This is a genomic window from Streptomyces sp. MS19, from assembly GCF_047200595.1.
In the GTDB taxonomy this organism is placed as follows: domain Bacteria; phylum Actinomycetota; class Actinomycetes; order Streptomycetales; family Streptomycetaceae; genus Streptomyces.
In genome coordinates this window covers 43,783-69,179 of sequence record NZ_JBJZOH010000004.1, presented here as the reverse complement: position 1 = coordinate 69,179, position 25,397 = coordinate 43,783, and the positions used below count along the sequence as shown (strand labels likewise).

General features: G+C 75.4%; 24 protein-coding genes. 19 read left to right on the top strand and 5 right to left on the bottom strand.

Translation table 11 applies throughout. The features are described from left to right. The first annotated feature begins 260 nt into the window (after positions 1 to 260). The 18 genes from ACL02R_RS05870 to mnhG all read left to right on the top strand — a co-directional run bounded on the left by ACL02R_RS05870 (position 261) and on the right by mnhG (position 19,506). Entirely contained in the window at positions 261 to 1,181 is a 921-nt protein-coding gene (locus ACL02R_RS05870) for a JmjC domain-containing protein (RefSeq protein ID WP_412795778.1), read from the top strand. Next, a complete protein-coding gene (locus tag ACL02R_RS05865) occupies positions 1,178 to 2,548 on the top strand; it encodes an MFS transporter (RefSeq protein ID WP_412795777.1) in 1,371 nt (456 codons plus the stop codon). The genes ACL02R_RS05870 and ACL02R_RS05865 overlap by 4 nt, the downstream gene beginning before the upstream one ends. After that, positions 2,545 to 3,456: a hypothetical protein gene (locus ACL02R_RS05860; protein ID WP_412795776.1), complete on the top strand. Its 912-nt coding sequence runs from the start codon at positions 2,545 to 2,547 to the stop codon at positions 3,454 to 3,456. The genes ACL02R_RS05865 and ACL02R_RS05860 overlap by 4 nt, the downstream gene beginning before the upstream one ends. After that, on the top strand, positions 3,453 to 4,814 hold the full coding sequence (locus tag ACL02R_RS05855; protein WP_412795775.1) for a radical SAM protein: 1,362 nt from the start codon (positions 3,453 to 3,455) through the stop codon (positions 4,812 to 4,814). The genes ACL02R_RS05860 and ACL02R_RS05855 overlap by 4 nt, the downstream gene beginning before the upstream one ends. A gap of 10 nt (positions 4,815 to 4,824) precedes the next feature. Next, entirely contained in the window at positions 4,825 to 5,643 is an 819-nt protein-coding gene (locus ACL02R_RS05850; protein WP_412795774.1) for a S8 family serine peptidase, read from the top strand. Then, on the top strand, positions 5,640 to 6,236 hold the full coding sequence (locus tag ACL02R_RS05845) for a GAF domain-containing protein (protein ID WP_412795773.1): 597 nt from the start codon (positions 5,640 to 5,642) through the stop codon (positions 6,234 to 6,236). The genes ACL02R_RS05850 and ACL02R_RS05845 overlap by 4 nt, the downstream gene beginning before the upstream one ends. Positions 6,237 to 6,257: 21 nt before the next feature. Beyond that, the gene (locus tag ACL02R_RS05840; RefSeq protein ID WP_412795772.1) at positions 6,258 to 7,277 is read left to right on the top strand and encodes a radical SAM protein; all 1,020 of its coding nucleotides are present in this window, start codon (positions 6,258 to 6,260) and stop codon (positions 7,275 to 7,277) included. Then, positions 7,274 to 8,245, top strand: coding sequence for a radical SAM protein (locus tag ACL02R_RS05835; RefSeq protein ID WP_412795771.1), 972 nt, complete (start codon positions 7,274 to 7,276; stop codon positions 8,243 to 8,245). Before ACL02R_RS05840 ends, ACL02R_RS05835 begins: the two co-directional genes overlap by 4 nt. Beyond that, positions 8,242 to 9,000, top strand: coding sequence for an iron-containing redox enzyme family protein (locus ACL02R_RS05830; protein ID WP_412795770.1), 759 nt, complete (start codon positions 8,242 to 8,244; stop codon positions 8,998 to 9,000). The genes ACL02R_RS05835 and ACL02R_RS05830 overlap by 4 nt, the downstream gene beginning before the upstream one ends. Beyond that, a complete protein-coding gene (locus ACL02R_RS05825; RefSeq protein ID WP_412795769.1) occupies positions 8,997 to 9,185 on the top strand; it encodes an aroma-sacti cluster domain-containing protein in 189 nt (62 codons plus the stop codon). Before ACL02R_RS05830 ends, ACL02R_RS05825 begins: the two co-directional genes overlap by 4 nt. A gap of 44 nt (positions 9,186 to 9,229) precedes the next feature. After that, positions 9,230 to 12,112: an AAA family ATPase gene (locus tag ACL02R_RS05820; RefSeq protein WP_412795768.1), complete on the top strand. Its 2,883-nt coding sequence runs from the start codon at positions 9,230 to 9,232 to the stop codon at positions 12,110 to 12,112. Between the two features lie 56 nt (positions 12,113 to 12,168). Then, positions 12,169 to 13,209 (top strand): DNA topoisomerase IB, encoded by a 1,041-nt coding sequence (locus ACL02R_RS05815; RefSeq protein WP_412795767.1) that lies wholly within the window; start codon positions 12,169 to 12,171, stop codon positions 13,207 to 13,209. 179 nt (positions 13,210 to 13,388) lie between these two features. Further along, positions 13,389 to 16,268, top strand: a complete 2,880-nt coding sequence (locus tag ACL02R_RS05810) for a Na+/H+ antiporter subunit A (protein ID WP_412795766.1) — start codon at positions 13,389 to 13,391, stop codon at positions 16,266 to 16,268. Further along, positions 16,265 to 16,759 (top strand): Na(+)/H(+) antiporter subunit C, encoded by a 495-nt coding sequence (locus ACL02R_RS05805; RefSeq protein WP_412795765.1) that lies wholly within the window; start codon positions 16,265 to 16,267, stop codon positions 16,757 to 16,759. The genes ACL02R_RS05810 and ACL02R_RS05805 overlap by 4 nt, the downstream gene beginning before the upstream one ends. Beyond that, positions 16,756 to 18,267 (top strand): Na+/H+ antiporter subunit D, encoded by a 1,512-nt coding sequence (locus ACL02R_RS05800; RefSeq protein ID WP_412795764.1) that lies wholly within the window; start codon positions 16,756 to 16,758, stop codon positions 18,265 to 18,267. Before ACL02R_RS05805 ends, ACL02R_RS05800 begins: the two co-directional genes overlap by 4 nt. Beyond that, the gene (locus tag ACL02R_RS05795; protein ID WP_412795763.1) at positions 18,264 to 18,860 is read left to right on the top strand and encodes a Na+/H+ antiporter subunit E; all 597 of its coding nucleotides are present in this window, start codon (positions 18,264 to 18,266) and stop codon (positions 18,858 to 18,860) included. Before ACL02R_RS05800 ends, ACL02R_RS05795 begins: the two co-directional genes overlap by 4 nt. Next, complete coding sequence (locus tag ACL02R_RS05790; protein ID WP_412795762.1) at positions 18,857 to 19,123, top strand: monovalent cation/H+ antiporter complex subunit F; 267 nt, start codon at positions 18,857 to 18,859, stop codon at positions 19,121 to 19,123. The genes ACL02R_RS05795 and ACL02R_RS05790 overlap by 4 nt, the downstream gene beginning before the upstream one ends. Then, the gene (gene mnhG / locus ACL02R_RS05785; protein ID WP_412795761.1) at positions 19,120 to 19,506 is read left to right on the top strand and encodes a monovalent cation/H(+) antiporter subunit G; all 387 of its coding nucleotides are present in this window, start codon (positions 19,120 to 19,122) and stop codon (positions 19,504 to 19,506) included. The genes ACL02R_RS05790 and mnhG overlap by 4 nt, the downstream gene beginning before the upstream one ends. A 6-nt stretch (positions 19,507 to 19,512) precedes the next feature. On the opposite strand, the gene ACL02R_RS05780 is transcribed toward mnhG, so the two are convergent. Beyond that, entirely contained in the window at positions 19,513 to 20,364 is an 852-nt protein-coding gene (locus ACL02R_RS05780) for a helix-turn-helix transcriptional regulator (RefSeq protein ID WP_412795760.1), read from the bottom strand. Between the two features lie 133 nt (positions 20,365 to 20,497). On the opposite strand from ACL02R_RS05780, the gene ACL02R_RS05775 reads away from it, so the two are divergent. After that, entirely contained in the window at positions 20,498 to 21,082 is a 585-nt protein-coding gene (locus tag ACL02R_RS05775) for a short chain dehydrogenase (RefSeq protein ID WP_412795759.1), read from the top strand. 1 nt (position 21,083) lies between these two features. On the opposite strand, the gene ACL02R_RS05770 is transcribed toward ACL02R_RS05775, so the two are convergent. The 4 genes from ACL02R_RS05770 to ACL02R_RS05755 are packed head-to-tail and all read right to left on the bottom strand — an operon-like array spanning position 21,084 to position 25,208. Then, the gene (locus tag ACL02R_RS05770; RefSeq protein ID WP_412795758.1) at positions 21,084 to 21,851 is read right to left on the bottom strand and encodes a DeoR/GlpR family DNA-binding transcription regulator; all 768 of its coding nucleotides are present in this window, start codon (positions 21,849 to 21,851) and stop codon (positions 21,084 to 21,086) included. A 48-nt stretch (positions 21,852 to 21,899) separates the two neighbouring features. Continuing rightward, positions 21,900 to 22,901, bottom strand: coding sequence for a 4-hydroxythreonine-4-phosphate dehydrogenase PdxA (gene pdxA / locus ACL02R_RS05765; RefSeq protein ID WP_412795757.1), 1,002 nt, complete (start codon positions 22,899 to 22,901; stop codon positions 21,900 to 21,902). A gap of 4 nt (positions 22,902 to 22,905) precedes the next feature. After that, the gene (locus tag ACL02R_RS05760; RefSeq protein WP_412795756.1) at positions 22,906 to 24,111 is read right to left on the bottom strand and encodes a four-carbon acid sugar kinase family protein; all 1,206 of its coding nucleotides are present in this window, start codon (positions 24,109 to 24,111) and stop codon (positions 22,906 to 22,908) included. Beyond that, the gene (locus tag ACL02R_RS05755; RefSeq protein ID WP_412795755.1) at positions 24,108 to 25,208 is read right to left on the bottom strand and encodes a 2-keto-3-deoxygluconate permease; all 1,101 of its coding nucleotides are present in this window, start codon (positions 25,206 to 25,208) and stop codon (positions 24,108 to 24,110) included. The genes ACL02R_RS05760 and ACL02R_RS05755 overlap by 4 nt, the downstream gene beginning before the upstream one ends. Positions 25,209 to 25,397: the final 189 nt, after the last annotated feature.

The window sequence follows — 25,397 nt, the reverse complement described above, 5'->3', positions numbered from 1 at the left end:
CGGCTCGCCATGTCCCCCTGCACGACCGATCGCCGCCGGATACGGCGCAGTTCACATTCCTCCCCGGAGGAAACACTGTCAAGCGGTTCGGTGGAAAGTGTGAAGACGACATCGGAGCCGGGTTTTCCCCGAAAGAGCGCGCGCGGCGCCGAGTTGCACAGGGCAGCGTTCCTGTCAATGTGCCCGTCACCGCTTGTCGGCCCGCTTCCATGGGCGTACTCTCCGAGCGAGATCCCGGGCCGGCTCCGTCGAGGAGGACCATGGACTGCCTGCTCCGCCTGGTCGAAGACACCGCCATTCTCGAATCGGCCTGGGAACGCGAGCCCGTACTCAGCACCGGGCTCGGCGACTTCGGCGATCTGCTGTCCCTGGCGGACGTGGACGAGATGGTGTCGCGTGGTTTTCCGGTGGATTCCGTGCGGTTGATCGCGGAAGGACGGCCTGTTCCGTCGCTTTCCGTCGCGGCGGACGGGCGCTATGGCCGTTCGGCGGCCGACCGCGTGACGGACGGGGCGAAAGTGGCGGCCCGCTTACGGGCGGGCGCGACGCTCATTCTGGAAAACCTCAAGGCGCACTGCCCAGCCGTGGCCGAATTCGCCGCGGCGGTGTCCGAGGCGACCGGGTACGACACGTACTGCACCGCCTTCCTCACCCCGGCCGGGCACCCCGGCGTCGCCCCGCACCACGACACGGCGAGCGTCTTCGTGCGCCAGCTGTCCGGCACGAAGCACTGGCGCGTGAGCCGCCCCGTCGAGCCGTGGCCGCTGCGCGAGCACCGGGGGCGGCGGATGCCGGACGGCGAGGCGGTCGTCGAGACGACGCTGCGGGTCGGCGACTGCCTGTACGTGCCGCGCGGTTTCGTGCACGCGGCGGCGGCCGGGGCCGAGCCGTCCCTCCACCTGTCGGTGGCGCTGCGCCCGGTGACCTGGGGTTTCCTGCTGCGGCAGGCGGTCGAACGGGCCGCCGAGGAGCGCCCGGAGCTGCGCGAGGCGCTGCCGCCCGCGTTCTCCGCCGCCGACCGCGAGGCGCTGCTGCGCGAGCGCGCCGGGGTCCTGGGCGCCTACCTGGACGGACTGGCCGGCTCGGACGGCGCGCGGGAGCTGATGCGGCGCGCGGTGCCCGGCGCGCCGGTGCCGGGCGCGCTGCTGTCCGCGCTGCGCGCCGGCGGGGGCGACGGGTGAGCGCGACGGCCGAGGCCGCGCCTGGTCCGGGCACGGGGACGGCAACGGGGACGCTGTGGGGCAACCGGGGCTGGCAGCGGCTGTGGTTCAGCCAGGCCGTGTCGGTGCTCGGCGACCATGTCTTCAACACGACGGTCCTGCTGTGGATCGGCACCACGGTGGCGGCCGGCGAACCGTGGGCCCCGGCCGCCGTCAGCGGGGTGCTGATCGCGGCGGCGGTGCCGGTGCTGGTGGTCGGGCCGCTGGCGGGCGTGTACGTGGACCGCTTGGACAGGCGGCGCGTCATGATGGCGGCCGACCTGCTGCGGGCGGTGTTCGTCGGCGTCCTGCTGGTCATCCCCCTCGCGGGCGACGGCTGGCCCGCCTGGGCGCAGCTGACGCTGATCTACGGCATGGTCGCGCTGAGCTCCTCGGCCGCGCAGTTCTTCAACCCGTCGCGCTTCTCGCTGATCGCGTCGCTCGTGGACGAGGAGCACAGGACGCGCGCGTTCGGCCTGCTCACCGCGACGACGGGGACGGCCGCGATCGTCGGGCCGCCGCTCGCCGCGCCGCTGCTGTTCACGGCGGGCGTGGAGTGGGCGCTCGTGGTGAACGTCTGCTCGTTCCTGGTGTCGTACGCCGCCATCCGCCTGCTGCGGGTCCCGGCGGGGGCGCGGGACGCGCGGTCGGGCGGCGGCGCGTTCCGCAGCGAACTGGCCGAGGGCCTGCGCTTCTTCGTGCGCAACCGGGTGCTGCTCCTGCTGGTCGGGACCGTCTTCGTCTACATGCTCGGCGTCGGCGCGCTCAACGTGCTGAACGTCTTCTTCGTCACCGAGAACCTCCACACGGACGCGAGCTGGCTCGGCACGCTGAACGCCGCGTTCGGCGTCGGGAGCATCGCCGGATCGCTGCTCGCCGCGAAGTACGCGCACCGCCTCGGGGAGACGCGGGTGTTCGCGTTCGGCATCGCGCTGACGGGCGTCGTGATCCTGGTGTATTCGCGGCAGTCGCACCTGGGGATCGCGCTGGCCGTTCTCGCGCTCGCCAGCATTTCCATCGCGGCCGTGAACGTGGTGGTGGGGCCGCTGGTGCTGCGGGTGACTCCGCAGCATCTCCTCGGGCGCGTCAACGCCGTGCTGAATCCGGCGGTCTATCTCGCGTCCATTCTCTCCATGGCACTGACCGGATTCCTCGCGAGCACCGCGCTGCGGGATCTGGACGGCGAATTCCTCGGTGTGCACATCGGCCGGATCGACACGATCTACGGATGCGGAGCGCTGATGATGACGACCGCCGGACTCCTGGCCATCAGGCCCCTGCTGCGGCACGCGGCGGGGCCAGGACCGGAGAAGGCACCGCGCGGCGGGGACACGGGCGGTGCGGCGTGAGCGCGGCCACGGGCACGCCGCCGCGGCTCCCGCTGACCGACCGGCGCCGCGCCGCGCTGCGCGGGCTGCTCGACGGCCTGCTGCGTGACCGGGGCGCCGGGCGCGTCGTGCTGTTCCTGGCCGCGCCGCGCTCCGCCGAGGCGGGCTGGCTGGCGGCGTACGCGCGGGCCGCGGGCGCCCGCGCCGAGGTGCGGGCGGCCGGGCGCTGGCCCGCCGAGCTGCTGGAGCGGCGCGCCGCCGCCGAGGCCGGTGAACGGGCCACGGCCGTCGTCGTCCTGGCGGACGGCGCGCTGCGGCTGCCGCCCGGCGTGCTTCAGCTCGCGGGCACGGAGGACCTGTCCCCGCTCGACCTGTGGCGGCCGGACGAGGAGGTCGAGGCCGCCGTGGCGGCGCTGCTCGGCGGCCTCGGGACGGCGCCCCGGGTGCGCACCGCCGGTGGCGGCGAGCTGGTCTGCGCGACCGGCGGCGCGGTGCGCGGCGCGCGGCCGGGCACGGTGGAGGCGCCGCTGACGGCGGCGGACGGCACGTTCACCGCCGACGGCGCGCTCTCCGTCAACCGGCGGACCGCCTGGGACGCGCGGCTCGCCGGCCGCCCCGTGACGCTCACGGTGGCGGGCGGCCTGGTGACGGCGCTCGACTGCGCGGACGAGACGCTGCTGCGTTTCCTCACGCGCGCGGTCCACGTGCACCGGGCGAGGACGGCGGTCGCGCTGCTCTTCGGTACAGGGCACAGCGGTACAGGGCACGACGGCGACGGGCACAGCGGCTTCTCGGCGGCCGACGGGCCGGTGAACGCGACCCGGCGCGGCGTCGGCCTGCGGCTCGCGGTCGGCACGCGCGACGCGTACAACCCCGCCTCGGCGGACCTGCGGATCGACCTCACTGCGGCGTCAGGGGACTGGTCATGACATGGACGCGCAGCCGGTACCTGCTGCTCGGCGAGCGGCGGTACCGCGACAGGGCGGGACGTACGGTCCGGATGGCGTACTCGGCGCGCTCCGCCGCGCTGTTCGCGCTCGACGACGCGACGGCCGGGCGTCTCGCCGGCGGCGACAGCGGCGCGATCGCGGCGATCGGCCCCGAGCTGCTCGCCGAACTCGCCGCCAGGCACGCGGTGGTGGACGCCGCCGAGGACGAACTGGCGGCCGTGCTGGGCGCGTACCGCGAGGGCTCGGACGCGCCGGGCTCCCGCAAGATCACCATCATGCCGACGAGCTACTGCAACATGGCCTGCGACTACTGCGGCCAGGAGCACTTCAAGGCCCCGGTCGACAACGCCAGGGTGGAACGCGTCATCCGCCGCGTGGAGGGCGTGCTCGCCGACCCGGCCACCGACGAGGTCGTCGTCACCTGGTTCGGCGGCGAACCGCTGCTGGCGCTGCGCGTCGTCCGCGAGATGACCGCGCGCTTCACGGCGGCGGCCGGGCGGCACGGCAAGCGCTACCACGCCCGGCTGGTCACCAACGGCAGCCTCCTGACCCGCCGTACGCTGCGCGAACTGCACGACGAGCTGTGCGTACGCACCCTGGAGGTCACCATCGACGGCCCCGAGGCCGTCCACGACCGGCGGCGCCTCAAGCGCAACGGCAGGGGCGCGTTCCACCGCACCGTCGCCTCGCTGGCGGAGGCGGTGCGCGAGGGGACCGTGCCGCAGCTGCGCATCGGCATCCGCGTGAACGTGGACGAGGAGAACGAGGACACCGTCCCCGACCTCCTCGTGGACCTCGCCTGCCTCGGCCTCGCGTCGCCGCAGGTGGAGATCCACCCGATGCCCGTCCACTCGTGGGGCAACGACGTGTCGGCCGTCGAGCTGGGCGCGCGGCGGTACGCGGCGCGCGAGGCCGAGTGGCTGCGCCTGGCCCGCTCGCTCGGGCTCGGCTTCCCGACGATGCCGGGCGCCGTCAAGCCCACGACCTGCGCCGCCACGTCGCGCCACCGCGAGATCCTCGACCCGTCGGGGCGCGTCTTCGCCTGCTCGGAGCACCCCCTGGTGCCCGGCGCCGAGGCGGGCGGCGTCGTCGCGACCGTGGACGAGCTGACCGGCGCGGCGCCGCGCCCGGCCGGGGCGTTCGACGACTGGTACGAGCAGGTGGGCGACGGACGGCAGCAGTGCGGCCGGTGCCCGCTGCTGCCGGTGTGCGGCGGGAGCTGCCCGAAGCTGTGGCGCGAGGGCCATGTGCCGTGTCCGAGCGTCAAGTTCAACTGGGCGGAACGGCTGGACGCGGCGGCGCTCGACCTCGGCTACCGGCCCGTCGGCGCGGTGTGAGGTGCGCACCGTGCGGTTCGCGCACACGTCGGCGGGGGCGACCGTCCCGCCGGACACCCTCCCGCTGCCCGCCGCGGTGGACCGCGCGTGGGCGTGGGGCGCGGCGACGGGCCGCGGCGTGCGGGTGTGCGTGATCGACAGCGGTGTGGACCCGGCGCACCCGGCGGTCGGCGGGGACGTGCCGCTGTACGCGGCGGAGGAGGCCGGGGACGGCACGTGGCGCGTGGTGGAGGACGACGCGGGCGACGTCGCCGGGCACGGCACGGCGTGCGCGGGCATCATCCGCGGCCTCGCGCCCGACGCGGAGACGACGAGCGTGCGCGTCCTCACCAAGAACCTGCGGGGCAACGGCGAGGCGATGCTCGCGGCGCTCTCCTGGGCGGTGGACCAGGGCTTCGACCTGGTCAACATGAGCCTGTCCACGCGCAAGGAGGCGCTGAAGGAGCGGCTGCACGACCTGGCGGACCGCGCGTGGTTCAAGGGCGTGACGCTGGTGTCCGCCGCGCACAACAGCCCGGTGATCAGCTACCCGTGGCGCTTCCCCTCGGTGATCTCGGTCGGCTCGCACGCCGTGGACGACCCGGAGTACCTGGAGGTGAACCCCGACCCGCCGGTGGACGTCTTCGCGGCCGGGGTGAACGTACGGGTCCCCTGGCCCGGCGGCGGCACGAAGGTCGTCTCCGGCAACAGCTTCGCGACCCCGCATGTGGTGGGCCTGAGCGCCCGCGTCCTCCAGGAGCACCCGCGCTTCAGGACGGCCCAGCTGCGACAGGTGCTCGCCGCCGTCGCGGACAACGTCGACGGCAGACCGGCGAGGAGCAGACCATGAGCACGGAGCCCGGCACGAGCACCCACGACGAGATCCTCCGCTCGACGGTGCGGCTGGCGCGGCTGTCGTTCGCCGCCGCCGCGGCGTCGGTGTGCCTGTACGACCAGGAGTCGCAGTCCCTCGTCTTCGAGGCGTCGTCCGGGCAGGGCGAGGACCGGCTGATCGGCGTGGCGATCCCGGCGGACGTCGGGATCGCGGGCTGGGTGGCCAACACGGGCGAGCCCATCGTCGTGCGCGGCGTCGCGGACGACGAGCGGTTCAACGCGGACTTCGCGCAGGGCACGGGCCTGGTGCCGGACACGATCCTCGCCGCGCCGATCGAGCACGAGGGCGAGGTGCTGGGCGTGCTCGAAGTGCTGGACCCGCGGCTCGACGGGGTCGGGGAGCTGTCGGCGATCGACCTGCTGACGGAGCTGGCCAACCAGAGCTGCGCGGCGCTGGCGCTGATGCTCCAGGACCGCAGGGCGCGGGCGCGGCGTACCGACCCGTCCGGCGCGGTGACGCAGTTCGCGGCGCTGCTCGACCGGGTCGGCCCGGAGAGGGAGGACGCGCTCCAGGACCTCGTGACCGCGCTGACCAAGCTGCTGAGCTGACGGGAAGGAGGGCGGGACGCCGTGCATCTGGCCGAGATCGTGCGCCTGCGGGCGCGGCCCGGGGCGGGGGCGCTGCTGGCGCTGACCGAGCGGTGCCCGCTGTCGTGCGCGCACTGCTCGACCCGCTCGGGCCCGGACGGGCCGCAGCACGGCGCGGAACCCTTTCTGCGCTTCGTCTCCACGTTCACCCCGGACGACCGCCCCGAGCTGCTGTTCCTGTCGGGTGGCGAGCCGCTGCTGCGCCCGGCGCTGGTCGCGGAACTGGCCGCGCGTGGCAGGGCGGCGGGCGTGCGGAGCGCGGCGCTCACCGGCATGTTCTTCGCGCGCGGCGGCCGGGTCCCGGCGCGGCTGCGGCGTGCGGTCGGCGGGCTCGACCACCTGTCGGCCAGCCTGGACGTCTTCCACGAGCGCGAGGTGCCGCGCGCGGACGTGCTGGCGGCGCTCGGCGTGCTGCTCGACCTGGTGCCGTCGGTGAGCGTGCACGTGACGTCGGACGACGACGCGTATGTGGGCACGGTGCTCGGCGAGCTGCGGCGGGCGTTCGGGGAACGGGTGCCCGCCCTCGTCGCGCGGCTGCGGGCGACCGGGCGGGCGCGGGCGTTCGTACGGGAGCGCGCCGGGCCGCCGGAACGGGCCGTGGAGCCGTGCGGCTTCGCGCTGTGGCCGCTGGTGGACGTGGACGGGACGGTGCTCGCCTGTTCGCGGCAGAGCCTGGTGCGGCGCCACCGGCCGCCGCACCTGGTCCTCGGGCACGCGTCGCGCGACGGGTGGCCCGAGGTGCGGCGCCGCTCCATGGAGGACGGGGTATTGCGCGCCGTACGGGCGTTCGGCCCGCAGGAGACGGCGCGCAGAACCGGCGCCCCCGTGTGCGGCGGTTACTGCGAGACGTGTGTGACGCTGCGGCGCGGCCCGGAGGTGGCGCCAGGGATGGCGCTGGCCGTGGAGCGGATGGTGGCGGCGCAGCGTCCGGCGGACCTGGCGCGCCGGTGGGGCGCGGGGCGGTGGGCGGAAGCCGTCGAGGCGGGCTGGGGCGGCGGATGAGAAGGCTGACGCACGCGGAGGCGACGCGCCTGCGGGAGGTGCCGGGAGCGACGGCGGTGCTGTTCCTCACCGACCGCTGCCCGGTGGGCTGCGCACACTGCTCGGTCGGGTCGCTGCCGCGCAGTCCGACGATCGGGGACTGGCCGCTGTTCGGGCGGCTGGTGGCGGGTCTGGCGGCGCTGCCGTCGCTGCGGGCGGTGGCGGTCACGGGCGGCGAGCCGTTCGCCGAACGCCGGGGCCTGCGGCGGGCGGTCGGGGAACTGGAGGACGCGGGCAAGGCCGTGGTGGTCTTCACCAGCGGCTCGTGGGCGCGGCAGGTGGTGCCCGCGTGGGTGCGCGAGGTCCTGGCGGGGGTCGGCACGGTCTACCTGAGCACCGACACGTTCCACGCCGCGCGCCCGGGGATGGGCGGCGCGGCGTTCGGGCGGGCGGCGGACGCGGTGCTCGCGGCAGGGTGCCGCCTGGTGGTGCAGGTGCTGGCGGAGCCGGGCGCGGGTGCGGGTGTGGGTGCGGACGTGCGGGAGCGGTGGCCGGACGCGGAGGTGAGCGTGGTCCGTCCGGTACGGGCGGGCAGGGGCGCCGGGGCGTTCCCCGCCGCAGGGGCGTACCGGCCGCTGGACGCGTACGGGCCCTGCGGGCTGCTGACAGCGCCCACCGTCCGGTACGACGGCGTGGTCACGGCCTGCTGCGACGAGGCGGTGATCATGGGCGCGGGCCCCGCGCCCCTGCGGGCGCGGGTGCGGGACGGTGCGGGACTCGCCGCCGCCCTGGACGGCTTCCGCGCCGATCCGGTGCTGCGGCTGATGGGCGGGGTGGGCCCTGTGGGGCTGGCCGGGGTGGTGCGGGAGGAGCAGCGCTCGGTGTGCGGCGCGTGCTGGTCGGGGGCGCGGCGCGCGGCGGCCGACCCGGCGGCACGGGCCGCGCTGGAGCGGCGCGCGGCGTTCACCGAGGCGGTGAGCGGGCCGTGACCCCGGCGGAGACGGCACAGGGAGAGGCGACGCTGCGCGGGCTGCTGGACCTGGTGCGCCCCGACCTGGCGCGGGCGGCCACCGCGATGTGGCGTTCGGTGCGGACGGCCGACGCGTACCGGCGCTGGCTGCTCACCTCGTACGACCTCGTCGTGGCCACCGCCCCCCTGCTGGCGGACGCCCTCGCCGAGTCGGTGCGCCGGGGCGAGACAGAGCTGGCGCGCTACTTCGCCGGGCAGGTCACCGAGGAGACGGGCCACGACGTGTGGCTGGCCGAGGACTACGCCGCCGCCGGCGGCGACCCGCGCGACCTGGCGGGGCGGGTGCCGGGCGCGGCCGTGGCACGGCTGGCGGGCGCGCAGTACTACTACGTGCGGCACGCGCACCCCGTCGCGCTGCTCGGGCACATCGCCGTCCTGGAGTGGAACCCGCCGCTGAAGGGGGCGGCCGCGCGGCTGGCGGAGCGCGTCGGCCTGCCGCGGGAGGCGTTCCGCACGCTGGCGGCGCACGCCGAGCTGGACCTCGGCCACGGGGCGGCGCTCGAACGGCTGCTGGCCGGGCTGCCCCTGGACGCCGGGCGGCGGCGGCTCGTCACCACGAGCGCGCTGGCCAGCGTGCGCGGCCTCGTCGAACTGCTCGCGGAACTGACGGCACCCCCGGTCTCCCCGGCCGCCACAGCGGCCGGGGAGACCGGACCCGACCGGACACGGCCCGACCGGGCCGCGCCGGACCCGACCCTGGGAGCGGCCCCATGACCGACCGATCGCGCCTGTCCCTGCTCGGCCTCGACCCGGACGGGCTGAGCCCCGACCAGGTGGCGGCGTTCGACGCGCTCACCGACGAGGAGGTCGAGGTGCTCGCCAGGATCAAGCGGAAGATCGACGACGTGGCCGGTGACGTGGAGGGCCACGGCATGGAGGGCGGGGGCGTCGTGTGGTGACCGCCGACCTCGCGTGCCCGTCGTGCCATGCGGTGAACCCGTCCATGGCGATGTTCTGCATGTACTGCGGCGGCGGCCTCGCCCAGGCGCGGGAGCCGTCACGGCTGCGGCTGGTGACGGTCGTCTTCTGCGACATCTCGGGCTCGACGCAGCTGGCCGAGCGCTTCGACCCGCAGGTGTGGCACGGCATCCTGGAGGCCTACTTCGCCGAGGTCGGCGGGGCGCTGACGGCCGCGGGCGGCCGTCTGGAGAAGTTCATCGGCGACGCCGTGGTGGGCGTCTTCGGCGCCGACCTGGCGGGCGAGGACGACGCGGTGCGGGCGGCCGAGGGCGCGTTCGCGGCCCTGGAACGGATGGCCGGGCGGAACGCGGACCTGGCCGGGCGGCACGGCGTGCGGCTCTCGGTGCGCTTCGGGATCGCGTCGGGCCGCGCCGTCACGACGGACCGCGAGTCGTCGTTCGCGGTCGGCTCGGTGATGAACCGGGCCGCGCGCCTCCAGGGCGCCGCGCCCGCGGACGGCGTGGTCGTGGACGTGCGCACCTGGCTGCTGGTGCGCGACCGGGTGCGGTGCGAGGCGGTGCCGCCGGTGGCGGCCAAGGGCTTCGACCGGCCGCTGCGCGCCTGGGTGACGACGCGGCGCAGCGCGGCGGACGGGGCGCAGGGCGTTTTCGTCAACCAGACGGCGCTGATGACGCGGCTGCGCAGCGACGTCCTGGCGGCGGGCACGGCGGAAGGGGTGACGGTGCTCGCGCTGCTCGGCGAGATGGGCAGCGGCAAGAGCCGGGTCCTGGACCGCCTCGCGGACGAGCTGGCGCGGCGCCCCGGCGGGCGGACCGTGCGTGTCACGTGCCGTCCCGACGACCGCGACCACGAGCCGGCGCGTCTTGAGCAGCTGCGCCGCGAGCTGGCCGGTCCCGGGGCGGCGCGCCGGGGCGGCGCGGTGCCCTCGGTGCGGGAGCTGGTGTGGCAGGTCGGCAGGAGCCTGGCGGCGGTGAGCGCGGGCGAGGGGCCGGTCGTCGTGCTCGTGGACGACTTCCAGCACGCCTCGCCCGCGTTCCGCGAGCTGCTGCGGCCGGTACCCGGCGGCGGGCCGCGCGTCTTCGTCCTCGCGGGCCGCGACGCCGGGGACGGCGGGGGCGCCGGGGACGCGTCCGGCTGGGGCGCGGACCGCACGTACCGCGTGCCGCCGCTGACGGACGCGGACGCGCAGACGCTGCTGGAGGTGATCGGCGGCGACATCGCGCTGCACTCGGCGACGGGGGCCGCGCCGCTGGTGCGGCGCGGCGGGGGCAACCCGCTGTTCCTCGAACAGCTCGCGGCCCTCGCGGGCGACGGGATCACGGACGAGATCGCCCCCTCTGCCGAGGCCGTGCTCGGGGCGCGCATCGAGCCGCTGTCCGCGTCCGCCCGGCACGTCCTCGCCTGCCTGGGCGCGGGCGGGCAGGGGGTCGCGCCGGGCGACCTGGACGCGGTGTGCGACCTGCGGGAGGCGGAGCTGCACGCGGCGCTTGAGGAGCTGGACTCGGCCGGCCTCCTCGGGAACCGCATCGCGGCCGAGGTGGCGTACGCGCAGATGGTCCTCGGCGACCGGGCGAAGGTGCATGTCGCGCTGGCGGAGGGGCTGCTGCGGGCGGTGCAGGACGATCCGACCGTGCTGGACCTCGCCGTGCTGCACGCGGTGCGCGGCCTGGGGTTCTGGCGGGAGTTCGACCCGGGGTCGGCGGGGACGCGGGCGGCCGGGGAGCTGACGGCGCGCTCGCTCGTGGCCGCCGCGCGGCAGGCCATCGCCAGGTCGGAGGTCGCGCGCGCCGTGGAGCTGTGCGGGCGCGCGCTGGCGCTGGCGGGCGGGGACGCGGCGCTGACGCTGGAGATCGCGGCGCTGGACACGTACGCGCTGGTGGCGACCGGCAGGCCGGACGAGGCGCTGGCGCGGATCGCGGAGGCGTCGGCCGGTGGGCCGGCCGGTGTGTCCGCCAACGTGTCCGCGACGTTCCACCTGCTCGTCACCGAGGCGGTGCTGCGCGACCGGGAGAGCCCCCGGCTGCGGGCGCTCGCGGCGTCGGTGGACGACCCCACGGCGCTGGCCAGGCTGGAGACGTGGGACGGGCTGCGGGCGGCACGCGCGGGCGACTACCGGCGGGCCGAGGAGCTGCTGGAGTCGGCCCACGGGCGGATGCGGCGCTTCGGCATGGGCCTGGGGACGGCGGAGGTGTACGGGAACCTGTCGCTGTTCCTCGTGTACGGGGACACGCCCGTCGCCGTCGCGCTCGAACGGTGCCTGGCGCTGCGTGACGAGGTGGCGGACGCGCCGCTGCTGCACGCGGTGGTGAGCTGTTCGGCGGCGATGCTCGTGCAGTTGTCGGGCGACGCGGAGGGCGCGCGGGCGATGGCCGCCGAGGCGTACGGCGTGTTCGACGGGATGGGGCACGAGGCGGGCAGGGCGGGCGCGCTGGAGTTCCGGGGGCATGTGGCGGAGCTGGCGGGCGACCTGCCGGGGGCGGCCGGGCACGCGCGGGCGGCGGCGCGCGCGTACGAGGCGCTGGGCGCGGACCGGACGGCGGCGCACTGCGCGATGCGGGCGTACGTGCTGGACGGCGGCGAGCCGCCGCGGCGGCGCCCGGACGGGCGGGACAGCTGGGAGACGCGGGTGCTCCAGGAGCAGGTCGCGGCGCTGCACGCGCACGCGGCCGGCGAGGCGGAGACCGCCGGGGCGTGTCTGGACCGGGCGTTCGAGGAGATCGGCCGGATACGGGGCGACGGGGTGCGGCTGCTGCCGCTGCTCGGCTGCCTGCGGGTCGCCGGGCGGATCGGGGACGAGGTGCGGTACCGGCGGATGCGCAGGGCGGTGGACGAGGCGTGGCGGCGCCGTGACGCCGGGAGTGGCGGCAGTTTCCCCGGCGGCCTGTGGGGAACCCGGGGGGCGTGACACAGCCCACGTCGCGGCCCGCGTCCCGGTCCGGGCCAGGGCCCTCCGCCGGGGCCGTGGCCCGCACACGCCTGCGCCACACGCGGCCGACCGACCCCGGCTACCTGCGCAAGCGCCATGGGCGCGGCTTCCGCTACCTGGACGTGGACGGCCGCCCGCTGCGTGACGAGGCGGCGCTGGAGCGGATCGGCGGCCTGGTGATCCCGCCCGCGTGGCGTGACGTGTGGATCTGCGCGCATCCGGAGGGGCATCTCCAGGCGGTGGGGACCGACGCGGCGGGCAGGCGGCAGTACCGATACCACGAGGAGTTCAGGGCGCAGCGGGAGGCGGCCAAGCACGCGAACGTGCTGGAGGTCGCGGAGGCACTGCCCCGCATACGGTCGGGCGCGTCGGAGCATCTCGGCCAGCGCGGGCTGACGCAGGAACGGGTGCTGGGCATGGCGGCCCGCCTGCTCGACATGGGGTTCTTCCGGGTGGGAAGCGAGCGGTACACGGACCAGCACAACACGTACGGCCTGACGACGCTGCTGCGCGAGCACGTGCGGTGCGGCGACGGGCGGGCGACGTTCGTCTACCCGGGCAAGCACGGGAAGCAGCAGGTGCAGGCCGTGGTGGCGCCGGAGGTGTGCCGGGTGGTGACGGCGCTGCGCCGCAGGCGCGGTGACGGGGACCGGCTGCTGGCGTACTGGGCGGACGGCGCGTGGCACGACGTGACGGGCGAGGACCTCAACGCCTATCTGAAGGACCTCGGCGGTGTGGGCGTCACGGCCAAGGACTTCCGGACCTGGCACGGCACGGTGCTCGCGTCCGTCGGCCTGGCCGTGTCGCGCAACGCCGCCCGTACCGAGGCGGCGCGTAAGCGCGCCGTCGCGCGGACGGTGCGCGAGGTGGCGGACTACCTGGGCAACACCCCGGCGGTCTGCCGCGCCTCGTACATCAACCCCCGGGTGATCGAGCTGTACGAGCGCGGGGTGACCGTGGAGTCGGCGCTCCAGCGTCTCGGCGCGGGCGCGGGCGACGGGAGCCCGGCGACACAGGGAGCCGTGGAGGACGCGGTGCTGCGGATGCTGCGCACGGGGCGCTCCCCGCGCGCCTGAGGGTGCGGCGGCGACGGGGCGGCGGACGGGCGACCTGACGGCGAGTCACACCCCCCTGTTCTTCCTGATGCGCGCGGGTATCGACACAATGACCCCGTTTGCTGGCGCGGATGCGGGGAAACCAAGCGTGGGTCATGCCCGCGGGCGGGGGCCTGTCGATCACACGAGGGAGCAACTGCATGCTGGTGCTGGTGGCCGCCCATCTGGTGTGCGCCGCCGTCCTCCCGCTGCTCCCGGTCCGCACCGGCCGCGCCGTGTGGGTGATCGCCGCCGTACCGCCGCTCGCGACGTTCTGGTGGGCGCTGCTGTGGGCGCGCCGGGTCCTGGACGGGGAGGTCCTGCGCCAGGAGCTGTCGTGGGCGCCGTCGCTGGGGCTCGGCCTGGACTTCAGGCTCGACCCGCTGGCGCTGCTGCTCGTCCTGGTGGTGAGCGGCATCGGCGTGCTCGTCATCGCGTACGCGTCCCGCTACGACTCCGAGGACTCGGGCAGGCAGGCCGGGCTGCTGACCGGCTTCGCGGGGCTGATGCTCGGGCTGGTCACGGCGGACAACCTCTTCGTGCTCTACGTCTTCTGGGAGCTGACGACGATCGCGTCGTTCCTGCTCATCGCGGGGCGGCGGCCGTCCACCGAGCGCCGCAGGGCGGCCGAGCAGTCGCTGCTGACGACCGTGGCGGGCGGCCTGGCCATGCTGCTCGGCCTGGTGATGCTCGGTCAGGCGGGCGGCACCTACCGCATCTCGGCGCTGATCGCCGATCCGCCGGGCGGCGGGGTCGTCCCGGCCGCGCTGGTGCTGCTGCTGATGGGCGCCTTCACGAAGTCGGCGCAGTACCCGTTCCACTCCTGGCTGCCCGCCGCGATGGTCGCGCCGACGCCGGTGAGCGCCTACCTGCACGCCGCCGCGATGGTGAAGGCGGGCGTGTACCTGGTCGCGCGCTTCGCGCCCGGCTTCGCCGACGAGCCGCTGTGGCGGCCCCTGGTGCTGGGCGTGGGGCTCGGCAGCATGGTGTTCGGGGCGTGGCACGCGCTGCGGGAGAACGACCTCAAGCGCATCCTGGCGTTCGCCACGGTCAGCGAACTGGGCATGCTGATCGCGCTGTTCGGGGCGGGCACGCGGACGGCCGTCCTGGGCGGCGCGGTGATGCTGCTGGCACACGCGCTGTTCAAGTCGTCCCTGTTCATGGTGACGGGCCTGATCGACCACGAGACGGGGACGCGCGACCTGCGGCGGCTGTCGGGCCTGGGGCGGCGGATGCCCGTCGTCCTGGTGGTGGCGGTGCTGGCCGCCGCGTCGATGGCGGGCCTGCCGCCGTTCATCGGCTACGTGGGCGAGGACGCCGCGTTCGACGGCTACCTGAACGACCATCTGCCGGGCGGCGCGTGGGCACTGCTGTGGTTCTTCGTCGCCTCGACCCTGACGGTGACGCTGGCCGCGCGGTTCGTGTGGGGCGCCTTCGCGCGCAAGCCGGGCGTGCCGGACCGCGCGCCGGGGCCGACGCCGTGGGGGCTGCTGTGGCCGGCCGCGGTACCCGCCGTGCTGGGGCTGCTGCTCGGTGTGTGGCCTTCCCTGACGGGGCATCTGACCGAACCGTGGGCCGATGTGTTCCACGGGACGGCCCACGAGTCGTACCACGTGACGCTGTGGCACGGCCTGTCGTTCACGCTGTGGCTGGCGCTGGCCACGTTCGCCCTGGGCGGCGCGCTGCACACGGTGCGCGGCAGGGTGATCGCCCTGCAACGGCGACTGCCCCGCCCGCCTGACGGCCAGTTCGTGTACCGCCAGACCGTGCGCGGTACGGTCGCGCTCGCCGTGCGGGTGACGCGTTTCCTCCAGGTCGGCTCGCTGCCCGCGTACCTCACCTTCGTGCTCGTCACCGTCGTGGTGCTCACGACGGGGGCGCTGCTCGTGGGCGCGACACCCATCGCCGGTGTTCCCCTGTGGCAGTCGGTGTCCGAGGTGCCGCCCGCGCTGATCGTGCTGGCGTGCGCGGTCGCCGTGGCGGTGACGCGCCAGCGGCTGGCGGCCGTGTTGCTCACCGGCGCGGTGGGCTACGGCGTCGCGGTGCTGTTCGTCGTGCGGGGCGCGCCGGACCTGGCGCTCACGCAGTTCCTCGTCGAGACGCTGACGCTGGTCGTGACGGTGCTGGTGCTGCGGCAGCTGCCCCCGCGCTTCACGCCGGAACCACAGCGCCTCGAATCCCGGTGGAGGCGCGGCGTCGTCGCGGTGGCGACCGGGGCGGTGGTCACGGTGATGGCGCTGGTGGCGACGCACGCGCGGGCGCCGTCGTCCCGGCGCCCCGACTACACGGGCCACGTGCACGAGACCGGCGCGGAGAACACGGTGAACGCGATCATCGTCGAGTTCAGGGCGCTGGACACCCTCGGGGAGATCTCCGTGCTGATGATCACCACGGTGGGCGTGCTCAGCCTGGTCCGCGTGTGGGGCGGCGCCGCCGCCGAGCCGGGCGGCTCCCGAGCGACGGCCGGCCCCGGGAACCCGCCGCCGCCCGCCCGCGAGCTGCCCGGCGTCAGCTCCCCCGCCGCGCGCTGGGACGCGCCGCGCGAGCGGTGGCTGCCGGGCGCGGGGGAACGGCCGGGCATGGAACGGTCGGTGCTGCTCGAAGTGGTGACCCGGGCCCTGTTCTCGTCGATCCTCGTGCTGTCGCTCTTCCTGCTGTTCTCGGGGCACTACGGTCCCGGCGGCGGATTCGCGGGCGGGCTGGTGGCGGGCCAGGCGTTCGTGCTGCGGTACCTCGTCGGCGGGCAGGCGGACCTGGGGCTCGCGACGCCGACCGACCCGAACCGCGTGCTGGGCGGCGGCCTGGTGATCGCGGCCGTCGTCGCGCTGGTGCCCGTCGCGTTCGGGCACGCGCCGCTGACGGCGGCGGTGTGGCACCTGACCGCGCCGGTGCTCGGCGAGGTCCACATGAGCACCAGCGTGTTCTTCGACATCGGCGTGTACCTGCTGGTCGTCGGCGTCATCCTCAAGCTGCTCGGCGCGGCGAGCGCGGTGGCGGGCGCCCCGGAGCGCGCCCCGGACGGGGAGGGCGCCGCCCTGTGAGGACGCTCGACGTGACGATGGCGCTGGTGGTCGGCGGACTGTTCGCCACCGGCGTGTACCTGATGCTCCAGCGGTCCCTGATGCGGACGCTGCTCGGCTTCATCCTGCTGGGGCACGGCACGAACCTGCTGCTGCTCGTCTCGGGCGGCACACCGGGCGACCCGCCGGTGGTGCCCGAGGGCGAGTCGGGCGACAGCGGGCGGTTCGCCGACCCGCTGCCGCAGGCGATGGCCCTGACGGCGATCGTCATCACCTTCGGCGTCACGACGTTCCTGCTGGCGCTCGCGTACCGCTCCTGGCGGCTCGCCGGGCACGACGAGGTGCGCGACGACATCGAGGACCGGCGGATCGGCACGGTGGGCGAGCGCGCCGACGCCGAGCCGGCCGCCCTGCCGTCCGGCGAGGCGGACTGGCCCGACTCGGACTGGCCGGAGACGGGCGGGCGTGACTCGGGCGGGCGCGAGCCGGGCGGGGACGGGGGCCGGCGATGACGACATGGCTGGTCGTCCTGCCCGTGCTCCTGCCGCTGCTCGCGGCCGGCGTCTCCCTCACCCTGGCCCGCCGCGCGGCCGCGCAGCGCGTGGTGACGGCCGCCGTGCTGACCGTGGTGCTGGCGGACGCCGTGGTGCTGCTGCTGCGCGTGGACCGCGACGGCACGGCGGTGGTGGCGGCGGGCGGGTGGGCGCCGCCGCTCGGCATCGCGCTGGTCGCCGACCTGCTGGCCGCGCTGCTGCTGACGGTGGCGGTGCTGGTGGCGCTGGCCGTCCTGGTGTTCGCGGTGGGGCAGGGCACGGCGGGCGACTCGTCGGAGACGGCGGTGCCGTTCCACCCCGCCTACCTGCTGCTGGTCGGCGGGATCGGGCTCGCGTTCCTGTCGGGCGACCTGTTCAACCTGTTCGTGGCCTTCGAGGTGATGCTGGCCTCCTCCTACGTGCTGATCACCCTGAACGCGGGCGAGGCCAGGGTCCAGGCGGGGATGACGTACACGATGACGAGCCTCACGTCGTCGCTGCTCTTCCTCACCGCCATCGCGCTGGTGTACGCGGCGACGGGGACCGTCAGCTTCGCCGAGCTGTCCGACCGCACGGCCGGGCTGCCCGGCGGTGTACGGACGGCGCTGGCATCGTTCCTGCTGGTGGTCTTCGGCATCAAGGCGGCCGTGGTGCCGCTGCACTTCTGGCTGCCGGACTCGTACCCGACCGCGCCCGCGCCGATCACCGCCGTGTTCGCGGCGCTGCTGACGAAGGTCGGCGTGTACGCGATGGTGCGCACGCAGACGCTGCTGTTCCCGCGCGACGACGTGTGGTGGCTGCTGGTGGGCGCGTCGGTCGCCACGATGCTGGTCGGCATCCTCGGCGCCATCGCCCAGGACAACATCAACCGCCTGCTGTCCTTCACGCTGGTCAGCCACATCGGCTTCATGCTGTTCGGCCTCGCCCTGTCGGACGCGGCCGGGTTCAACGGGACGATCCTGTACGTCGTCCACCACATCATCGTGCAGGCGTCGCTGTTCCTGGTGACCGGTCTCGTGGTGGCCCGCACGGGGACGTCCGCGCTGCACCGCATGGAGAGCGGCGAGGAGGAGGGCGGCGCGTCGCCGCTGGTGACGGTGCTGTTCATACTGCCCGCGCTGTCGCTGGCCGGGCTGCCGCCGTTCTCCGGGTTCATCGCGAAGTTCGCGCTGCTGCGCGCCGCGGCGGCCGACGGGGGCTCCGCGGCGTGGCTGCTCTCCGGCGCGGCGCTGGTGACGAGCCTGCTGACGCTGTACGCGATGATCCGCGTCTGGCGCGCGGTGTCGGCCCCGGCGGCGCACAGGACCGCGGCGGTGGGCGCGGGCCCCAGGACACTGACGGTCGGGGCGGCCTCGGGCATGGTGCTGGCCGGTCTGGCCGTCGCCGTGTTCGCGGGCCCCCTGTCGCGCATCACCGAACGGGCGGCGGACGACCTGAACCGGCCCGGGACGTACCGCCACGCCGTGACGGCCGAGGAGCACGGATGACGGAACGCCCCGGGGTCCGCTCCCCCGCCCGCCGGCTGCTGCGGCGGCTGCCCATTCTCGTGTGGCTGCTCGCGCTGTGGGTCGTCCTGTGGGCGTCGCTCAGTGCGGTCGTGGTACTGGGCGGCCTGCTGGTGGGCGTGGCGGTGCTGGCGGCGTTCCCCATGCCGGAGGTCGCCTCACGGGTACGGGCGCGCCCGGCACGGATGCTGGAACTGTTCGTGCGCATGCCGCGGGACCTGGTGGTGTCCGCCGTACGCGTCGGGTGGGCGGCGGTGCGGCAGGGGCCGCGCGTGCCCGCGGCGGTGGTCGAGGTGCGGCTGGCGGCGGACAGCGATCTCCTGATCACCGCGACGGCCGTGCTGACCACCATCTCGCCGGGGAATCTGGTGCTGGAGATCGACCGTGAACGGCGGCAGCTGTATGTGCATGTCCTGCCGATGGAGGGGGCGCGCGCGGTCGTGGAGGAGCGGCGGACGGTGCATCAGCACGAGCGGGCCGTCGTGCGCGCGCTCGGCCCCGCGTCGGAGGTACGCGCGGTCGTCCGGGCCGAACGGGAACTGGCGCGGCGGGAGCGACGGGAGGAGACCGGATGAACGTGCTGTACGCCGTGGCGCTCACCCTCGTGTCGGTGGCGGCGGGCCTGACGACCGTGCGGCTGCTGCGGGGGCCGAGCACGCTGGACCGCATCGTGGCGCTCGACGTGCTGGTGACGCTGATCGTGACGGGCGTCGCCATCGACGTGGCGGCGCGGGACGACCTGGCGGCCATCCCGCTGCTGCTGGTGCTGGCCCTGCTGGGCTTCATCGGGTCGATCACCGCGGCGCACCTCGTCGAGCAGCGGGAGGACCTGCGGTGAGCCTCGTCCTGAACCTGCTGACGGGCGTGTTTGTGATCACCGGGGCGAGCTTCAGCCTGCTGGCGGCGATCGGGGTACTGCGGTTCCCCGATCCGATCAGCAGACTGCACGCGGCGGCCAAGGCGCAGACGCTCGGGGTGCTGCTGGTGATGGTGGGCGTGGCCTGCCAGACACCGGCGAAGGAGGCGGTGGTGCTGGTGCTCGTCGTGGTGTTCCAGCTGATCACCGTGCCGGTGCTCGGGCAGGTGCTGGGGCGCACGGCGTACCGGACGAACGTCGTGCACCGCGAGTCGCTGTCGCCCGACGAGCTGGCGGAGCGGCTCGCGGCCGACGAGGAGGCGGAGGCCGGGGCGGAACGGGACGGCGGGCGCCCGGCGTCCTGACGCCCGTCAGGGCCGCGCGAGGTCGGCGAGCAGCGCCAGCGCGGCGGCCGAGGGGGAGCCGGGCTCGGCCGTGAACACGGCGATCCGCTGCCCCTCGTCCCGCGGCAGGGCCATGAACTCGGCGGCGAGGTCCAGCGTCCCGACCAGCGGATGGCGGTACGTCCGGACGTCCGTGCCGCAGTCCCCCACCGTGTGCGCCGCCCACATGCGCGCGAAGTCCTGGCTGCCGACCGTCAGTTCGCCGATGAGCCGGTTCAGCTCCGGGTCGCCGGGGTGGCGGCCCGCGATGATGCGCAGGTCGGCGACCGTCGCCCGTGCCTTGCGCGTCCAGTCCGCGTACAGCTCCCGCGTGTGCGGGTCGAGGAACAGGAGCCGGGCGATGTTGGGCCGGTCGCGGGGCCGCTCCGGGGCGGCCGGGTCGGCGTGCCCGGCGAGCAGGGCGTGGCCCAGGGGGTTCCAGGCGAGGACGTCGAGGAAGCGGCTCATCAGCACCACGGGCACGTCGCCGAGCGCGCCGATCATGGTGCGGACGCCCGGTCTGACGCGTTCGGGGCGCGCCGGGCGGCGCTGCTCGGGCGGCTTGGGGCGGGCGAGCGCGAAGAGGTGCCCGCGCTCCACGTCGTCCAGGCGCAGCACGCGGGCCACGGCGTCGAGCACGGCGTCGGACGCGTTGGGGCTCTGGCCCTGTTCGAGCCGCGTGTAGTACCCGACACTCACCCCGGCGAGCTGGGCCAGCTCCTCACGGCGCAGGCCGGGGACGCGGCGGCGCCCGCCGTACAGCGTCAGCCCGGTGTCCTCGGGCCGCAGGCGCGCGCGGCGCGACCGCAGGAATTCGCCCAGCTCGGCCTGTGTGCTCATGCGGGCCAGTCTTCCCCATGCGCGGCGCGCCAGCCTGCCCCTGCCAGAGGTACCCCTGGCGGAGGGCTGGGTACGGCGGGCGGGCCGTACGAGGGTGGCCGGGCAAGCACAGCAGGCATGACAGGAGTACGGCATGAGGATCGTCGTCATAGGGGCGAGCGGCACCATCGGCGGCGCAGTGGCGGACGCGCTGGCGCAGCGGCACGAGGTGGTACGGGCGTCGCGCGGCGGCGACGTACGGGTGGACGTGGCGGACGTGGCGTCGGTGGAGGCGTTGTTCGAGGGGATCGGCCCGGTGGACGCGGTGGTGTGCGCGGCGGCGAACGGGGCGATGGCGCCGCTGGAGGGGAGCGCGGACGAGGAGTACTGGCGAGGGCTCGACGCGAAGCTCGTCGGGCAGGTGAACCTGGTGCGGCGCGCCCTGCCGTGGGTGCGCGACGGCGGGTCGGTGACGCTGACGGCGGGCCGTATACCGGAGGGGATGCGGGACATGACGCTCGCGCACCTGGTGAACGGGGGCCTTGCGGCGTTCGTCCACGGCGCGGCGGCGGAGATGCCGCGCGGCGTCAGGCTGAACGTGGTCAGCCCCGGCTGGGTGAGCGAGACACTGGCCGCGCTGGGCATGGACCCGGCCGGGGGCACCCCTGCGGCAGAGGTGGCCCGCGCGTACGCCGAGGCGGTCGAGGGGACGGCGCACGGCCGGACGCTGGAGCCCTGACCTAGACGGCGGCCGTCTCCACGGTGCACAGCGGGTCGTCGTGGAACGGGCGCAGCTGTGCGGCGGTCGCGCCCGCGTCGGTGATCAGGGTCCACGGGCGGTCCAGGGTGGCCCACCAGTGCGAGTCGGCGCGGCCGAGCTTGCCCGCGTCGGCCAGGACGTAGAGGTCGCGCGAGCGGTCGATCATCAGCTGCTTGAGCGCCGTCTGCTCCGGCCGCGCCTCGCAGATGCCCCGGCCCGCGACCACGCCGTCCGCGCCGAGGAACACGGCGTCGGCCGTCAGCCGGGCGACGGCGGCCTCGGCCAGCGGGCCGACCATGCCGAGGCTGAGCGGGCGTACCGTGCCGCCGAGCACGACCAGCTCGACGCCGGGCACGCCGGCCAGCACGTTGATCGAGGTCAGCCCCGGTGTGGCGACCGTGAGGCCGCCCCGCGCGGCGAGCCGGACGGCGAGGGCGCCGGCCGTCGTCCCCGCGTCGAGGAGGACGAGGCGGCAGCCCGCCGCGTGCCGGTCGGCGTGCCGGGCGATGGCGGCCTTCTGCGGCCCGGCGAGCCGCTCGCGCTCCTGGAGCGACTGCTCGTCCTCGCCGCCGGGCGACAGGGCCCCGCCGTACGTCCTGACGATCCCGCCCGTCTCGGAGAGGCGGGCCAGGTCGCGGCGGATGGTGGACTCGGAGACGGCGTACCGCTCCGCCAGTTCGGCGACCGCGATGGGCCGCGCCTGGAGGAGGCCGCGGATCTCCTCGCGCCTCGCCGCCCCGTTGAGCATGGTCCGCCGTTCCCTTCCGCGCGCCGCCGTCCCGGCACTGCGAGAACCCTACGCAGCGCCGTCCTTCGGGGCCAGTTCGACGGCCTGGCGCAGCGCCTCGACCATGCTGGCCTCGTCGGCCCTGCCGGTGCCCGCGATGTCGAACGCGGTGCCGTGGTCCACGCTGGTGCGGATCACGGGCAGGCCGACGGTGATGTTGACGCCCGCGTCGAGGCCGAGGACCTTGACCGGCCCGTGGCCCTGGTCGTGGTACATGGCGACGACGAGGTCGAAGTCGCCGCGCACCGCGCGGAAGAACACGGTGTCGGCGGGCAGCGGGCCCTGCGCGTCGATGCCGTCGGCGCGGACCGCCTCGACGCCGGGCACGACCTTGGCCTCCTCCTCGCCGTGGCCGAACAGCCCGTTCTCGCCCGCGTGGGGGTTGATGCCGCACACGGCGATCCGCGGGTGCGCGACACCGGCGGCGGTGAGGGTGGCGTGGCCGCGCCTGATGGTGCGTTCGACGAGGCCGGGCTCGATGCGGGCGACGGCGTCCACCAGGCCGATGTGCGTCGTCACGTGGATGACGCGCAGGCTGGGCGCCGAGAGGAGCATGGACACCTCGTCGGTGCCGGTGAGTTCGGCGAGCAGTTCGGTGTGGCCCGGGTACTTGTGCCCGGCGGCGTGCAGCGCCTCCTTGTTGAGCGGCGCGGTGCAGATCGCGGCGACGCGGCGCTCGGACGCGAGCCGCGTGGCGGCGGCGACGTACTGGTACGCGCCCTCGCCCGCGACCGGGGAGAGGCGGCCGAACGGCAGGTCGGCCGGGATGTTGCGCAGATCGACGCAGTCCACGGTGCCGGGCTCCCAGGCGGCCTCCTCGGGGCTGTCCACAGCCCGGACGCCGAGCCGTACGCCGGTCAGCTCGACGGCACGGCGCAGCCGGGCGGCGTCGCCGACCACCAGCGGCCGGAACGGCAGCGCGGCGGCGTCACCGGCAAGGGCCTTCACGACGACCTCGGGGCCGACGCCCGCGGCGTCTCCCATGGTGATGGCGACTACGGGGTGGGACATGGGGTCAGCTCTCCTGGGTTGCGATGGGACGGACGACGGGGCGGGGTGCGTCGGGCAGGGCGCGGACGACGCGGAGCAGTGTGCCCGCGTCGCCGAACGCGCCCGCCTTCGTGACGACGGGGAGGCCGTCGGGGGTGCGCAGCAGCACCACGCCCGGTTCTGCCTCGCCGTGGACGGTGAGGGCGCGTACGCCCGCGGCCAGCAGGACGGCGCGCGCCGTCTCGCCGCCCGTGACGACGAGGGTGCCCGCGGCGGGCAGCGCGGGGCGTACGGCTGCCGCGAGGCCCGCGGCGATGTCGGCGGCGCGCTCGGGGCGCAGGGGCTCGCCGGGGTCGGGGAAGACGACGGCGGGCCGTCCGGCGCGCAGGGCCTCGGTGATGCGGGCGGTGGTCGCGGCGGCCGGCGCGTCGAGCCCTACGGGGACGGGCGTGGCGGGCAGGCCGGTGACGAGCGCGTCGCGCTGGGCGTGGGCGAGGTCGCTGCGGCTGCCGACGCAGACGAGGGCCGGGCGGTGCGCGCCGGCCGCCGTGCCGTCGGTGGCGGTGCCGGTGTCGCGGGGCGCGGCGGCGGTGAGGTGCTGGGCGAGGCCGCCGGAGCCGACGAGCAGCACGGGCAGTCCGGCGCAGGCGCGTACGAGGCGGGCGAGGTCGTCGTCGGTCTCGGCGTCCACGACGAGGGCGTCGGCGGCGGTCGCGAGCGTACGGGCCGGGTCGCCGGTGCGCAGTTCGCGCAGGCCGAGGGCGGCGACGGTCAGGCCCGCCGCGGTGAGCTGGGCGGTGAGCGGCGTGCGGCCCGGGTGCCGGGCCTCGACGGGCTCGCCGTCCACGAGGACGCGTCCGTCGCGGACGGTGCGCCCGGTGGCGGGGAACGCGGGGGTGACGACCGCGATGTGCCGTTGCCCGGTGCGGCGGGTCAGCGCGGCGAGGCAGGCGGCCGTCTCGGGGCCGATGTTGCCGCGCAGGGTGGAGTCGATCTTCTTGTAGACGAGGGTGCCGGGGGCGGCGCGGTCCAGGACGGCCGCGGCGCGGCGTGCGGCGGCCTCGCCCGGCAGGTAGCGGCTGTCGGTGTCCACGGCGACGGCGGTGGCGTCCGGCCAGGGGGCCCCGGGGTCCAGGACGACGCCGGTGCGGGCGCGGGCGGCGAAGGCGACGGCGCTGTCCGCGGCGCCGGAGAGGTCGTCCGCGACGATCAGGACGGCCGGGGCGGTCATGGCCGCCGTCCCCGGGCGGCGTGGCGCACGTCGGTCTCGGCGTCGGTCTCGGCGTCGGTCTCGGCGTCGGCTTGCGCGTTTCGCGCAACGGGCGGCTGCTCCCCTGCCTCGACGGCCGCGGGGTCGGGGGCGGTGGCGTCCGGGTCGCGGCGCTGGAGGCGCTTGTAGTAGGCGAGGGTGATCACCGGGACGAGCAGCGACGTCACGACGACCGAGGCGGCGACCAGGACGGTGGCCTCGGCGGCGGCCTCCTCGTACGCCGGGTTGGCGGCGGCGACGAGGGCGGGGACGGCCGCCGCGTTGCCCGCCGTGCTGGCCGCGGCGAGACCGGCGAGCCCGTTGCCGCCCACCAGCCGGTCGGCGGCGAAGAGCGTGCTGCCGCTGACGACCAGGACGAACAGGCCGAGCCCGATGCCCAGCAGCCCGGCGGTCCACACCGTGCCCAGGTCGATGCCGGTGCCGAGCGCGAAGCCGAAGAAGGGGATGCACACCGGCACGGCGGGGGCGAGGAACTTCCGCATCTGCGGGTCGAGGTTGCCGAGGATCATGCCGACGAGCAGCGGCATGATCGCGCCGAGCATCGTCTGCCAGGGGAACGCCGACAGACCGGCCACGCCCAGCGTCACCATGGTCAGGAACGGGCCGGACTCCAGGCTCATCAGGGAGTACGCGGCGGCGTCCTTCGAGCGGCCGAACTGCCCCATCAGCGCCATGTACAGGCCGCCGTTGGTGTCGTTGAGCGCGGCGACCACGGCCAGCGTGGAGATGCCGGCGAAGGCGCCGCCGTCCACCGGCGTCTCGCCGATGAAGTGCCCGAGGACCACGCCGACGATGATCGCGACGGCGGCCTTGGTCGCGAGCAGCGCGCCGCCCTTGCGCAGGATGTAGGGCGTCGTGCGCACGTCGATCGTGGCGCCCATGCACACGTAGAAGACGGCGAGGATCGTCAGCGACCCGGAGAAGAGCGCTCCGGTGAACGAGCCGAAGTACTCCCCCGTGCCGGAGTGCGCGGTGTTGATCACGGCGCCGAGCAGCAGCGGGACGAGCATCATCCCGCCGGGGACGCGCTCGATTCCTGCCTTGATCGGTAGGGACATGTGCGGGCCTGCCTTCCATCCACCTCTTCGTGGGCCGGCCGTCCTCCGGGCGGTCGGCACGTCGGCGACCCTACGACCGCTTGCGCGTTTCGCGCAACCTGCTCACTTCGCGCATCCGGAAAAGCGCGGGGGCGCCCCCACCATGGACCCGAGGGCGAAAGCAGGGCAAATATCTCGTACACGATCATG

Coding starts and splice junctions, on each gene's coding strand:
- ACL02R_RS05870 (WP_412795778.1), top strand. CDS start 261: ATGGACTGCCTGCTCCGCCTGGTCGAAGACACCGCCATTCTCGAATCG.
- ACL02R_RS05855 (WP_412795775.1), top strand. CDS start 3,453: ATGACATGGACGCGCAGCCGGTACCTGCTGCTCGGCGAGCGGCGGTAC.
- ACL02R_RS05845 (WP_412795773.1), top strand. CDS start 5,640: ATGAGCACGGAGCCCGGCACGAGCACCCACGACGAGATCCTCCGCTCG.
- ACL02R_RS05835 (WP_412795771.1), top strand. CDS start 7,274: ATGAGAAGGCTGACGCACGCGGAGGCGACGCGCCTGCGGGAGGTGCCG.
- ACL02R_RS05825 (WP_412795769.1), top strand. CDS start 8,997: ATGACCGACCGATCGCGCCTGTCCCTGCTCGGCCTCGACCCGGACGGG.
- ACL02R_RS05820 (WP_412795768.1), top strand. CDS start 9,230: ATGGCGATGTTCTGCATGTACTGCGGCGGCGGCCTCGCCCAGGCGCGG.
- ACL02R_RS05810 (WP_412795766.1), top strand. CDS start 13,389: ATGCTGGTGCTGGTGGCCGCCCATCTGGTGTGCGCCGCCGTCCTCCCG.
- ACL02R_RS05800 (WP_412795764.1), top strand. CDS start 16,756: ATGACGACATGGCTGGTCGTCCTGCCCGTGCTCCTGCCGCTGCTCGCG.
- ACL02R_RS05795 (WP_412795763.1), top strand. CDS start 18,264: ATGACGGAACGCCCCGGGGTCCGCTCCCCCGCCCGCCGGCTGCTGCGG.
- ACL02R_RS05790 (WP_412795762.1), top strand. CDS start 18,857: ATGAACGTGCTGTACGCCGTGGCGCTCACCCTCGTGTCGGTGGCGGCG.
- ACL02R_RS05780 (WP_412795760.1), bottom strand. CDS start 20,364: ATGAGCACACAGGCCGAGCTGGGCGAATTCCTGCGGTCGCGCCGCGCG.
- ACL02R_RS05775 (WP_412795759.1), top strand. CDS start 20,498: ATGAGGATCGTCGTCATAGGGGCGAGCGGCACCATCGGCGGCGCAGTG.
- ACL02R_RS05770 (WP_412795758.1), bottom strand. CDS start 21,851: ATGCTCAACGGGGCGGCGAGGCGCGAGGAGATCCGCGGCCTCCTCCAG.
- pdxA (WP_412795757.1), bottom strand. CDS start 22,901: ATGTCCCACCCCGTAGTCGCCATCACCATGGGAGACGCCGCGGGCGTC.
- ACL02R_RS05760 (WP_412795756.1), bottom strand. CDS start 24,111: ATGACCGCCCCGGCCGTCCTGATCGTCGCGGACGACCTCTCCGGCGCC.
- ACL02R_RS05755 (WP_412795755.1), bottom strand. CDS start 25,208: ATGTCCCTACCGATCAAGGCAGGAATCGAGCGCGTCCCCGGCGGGATG.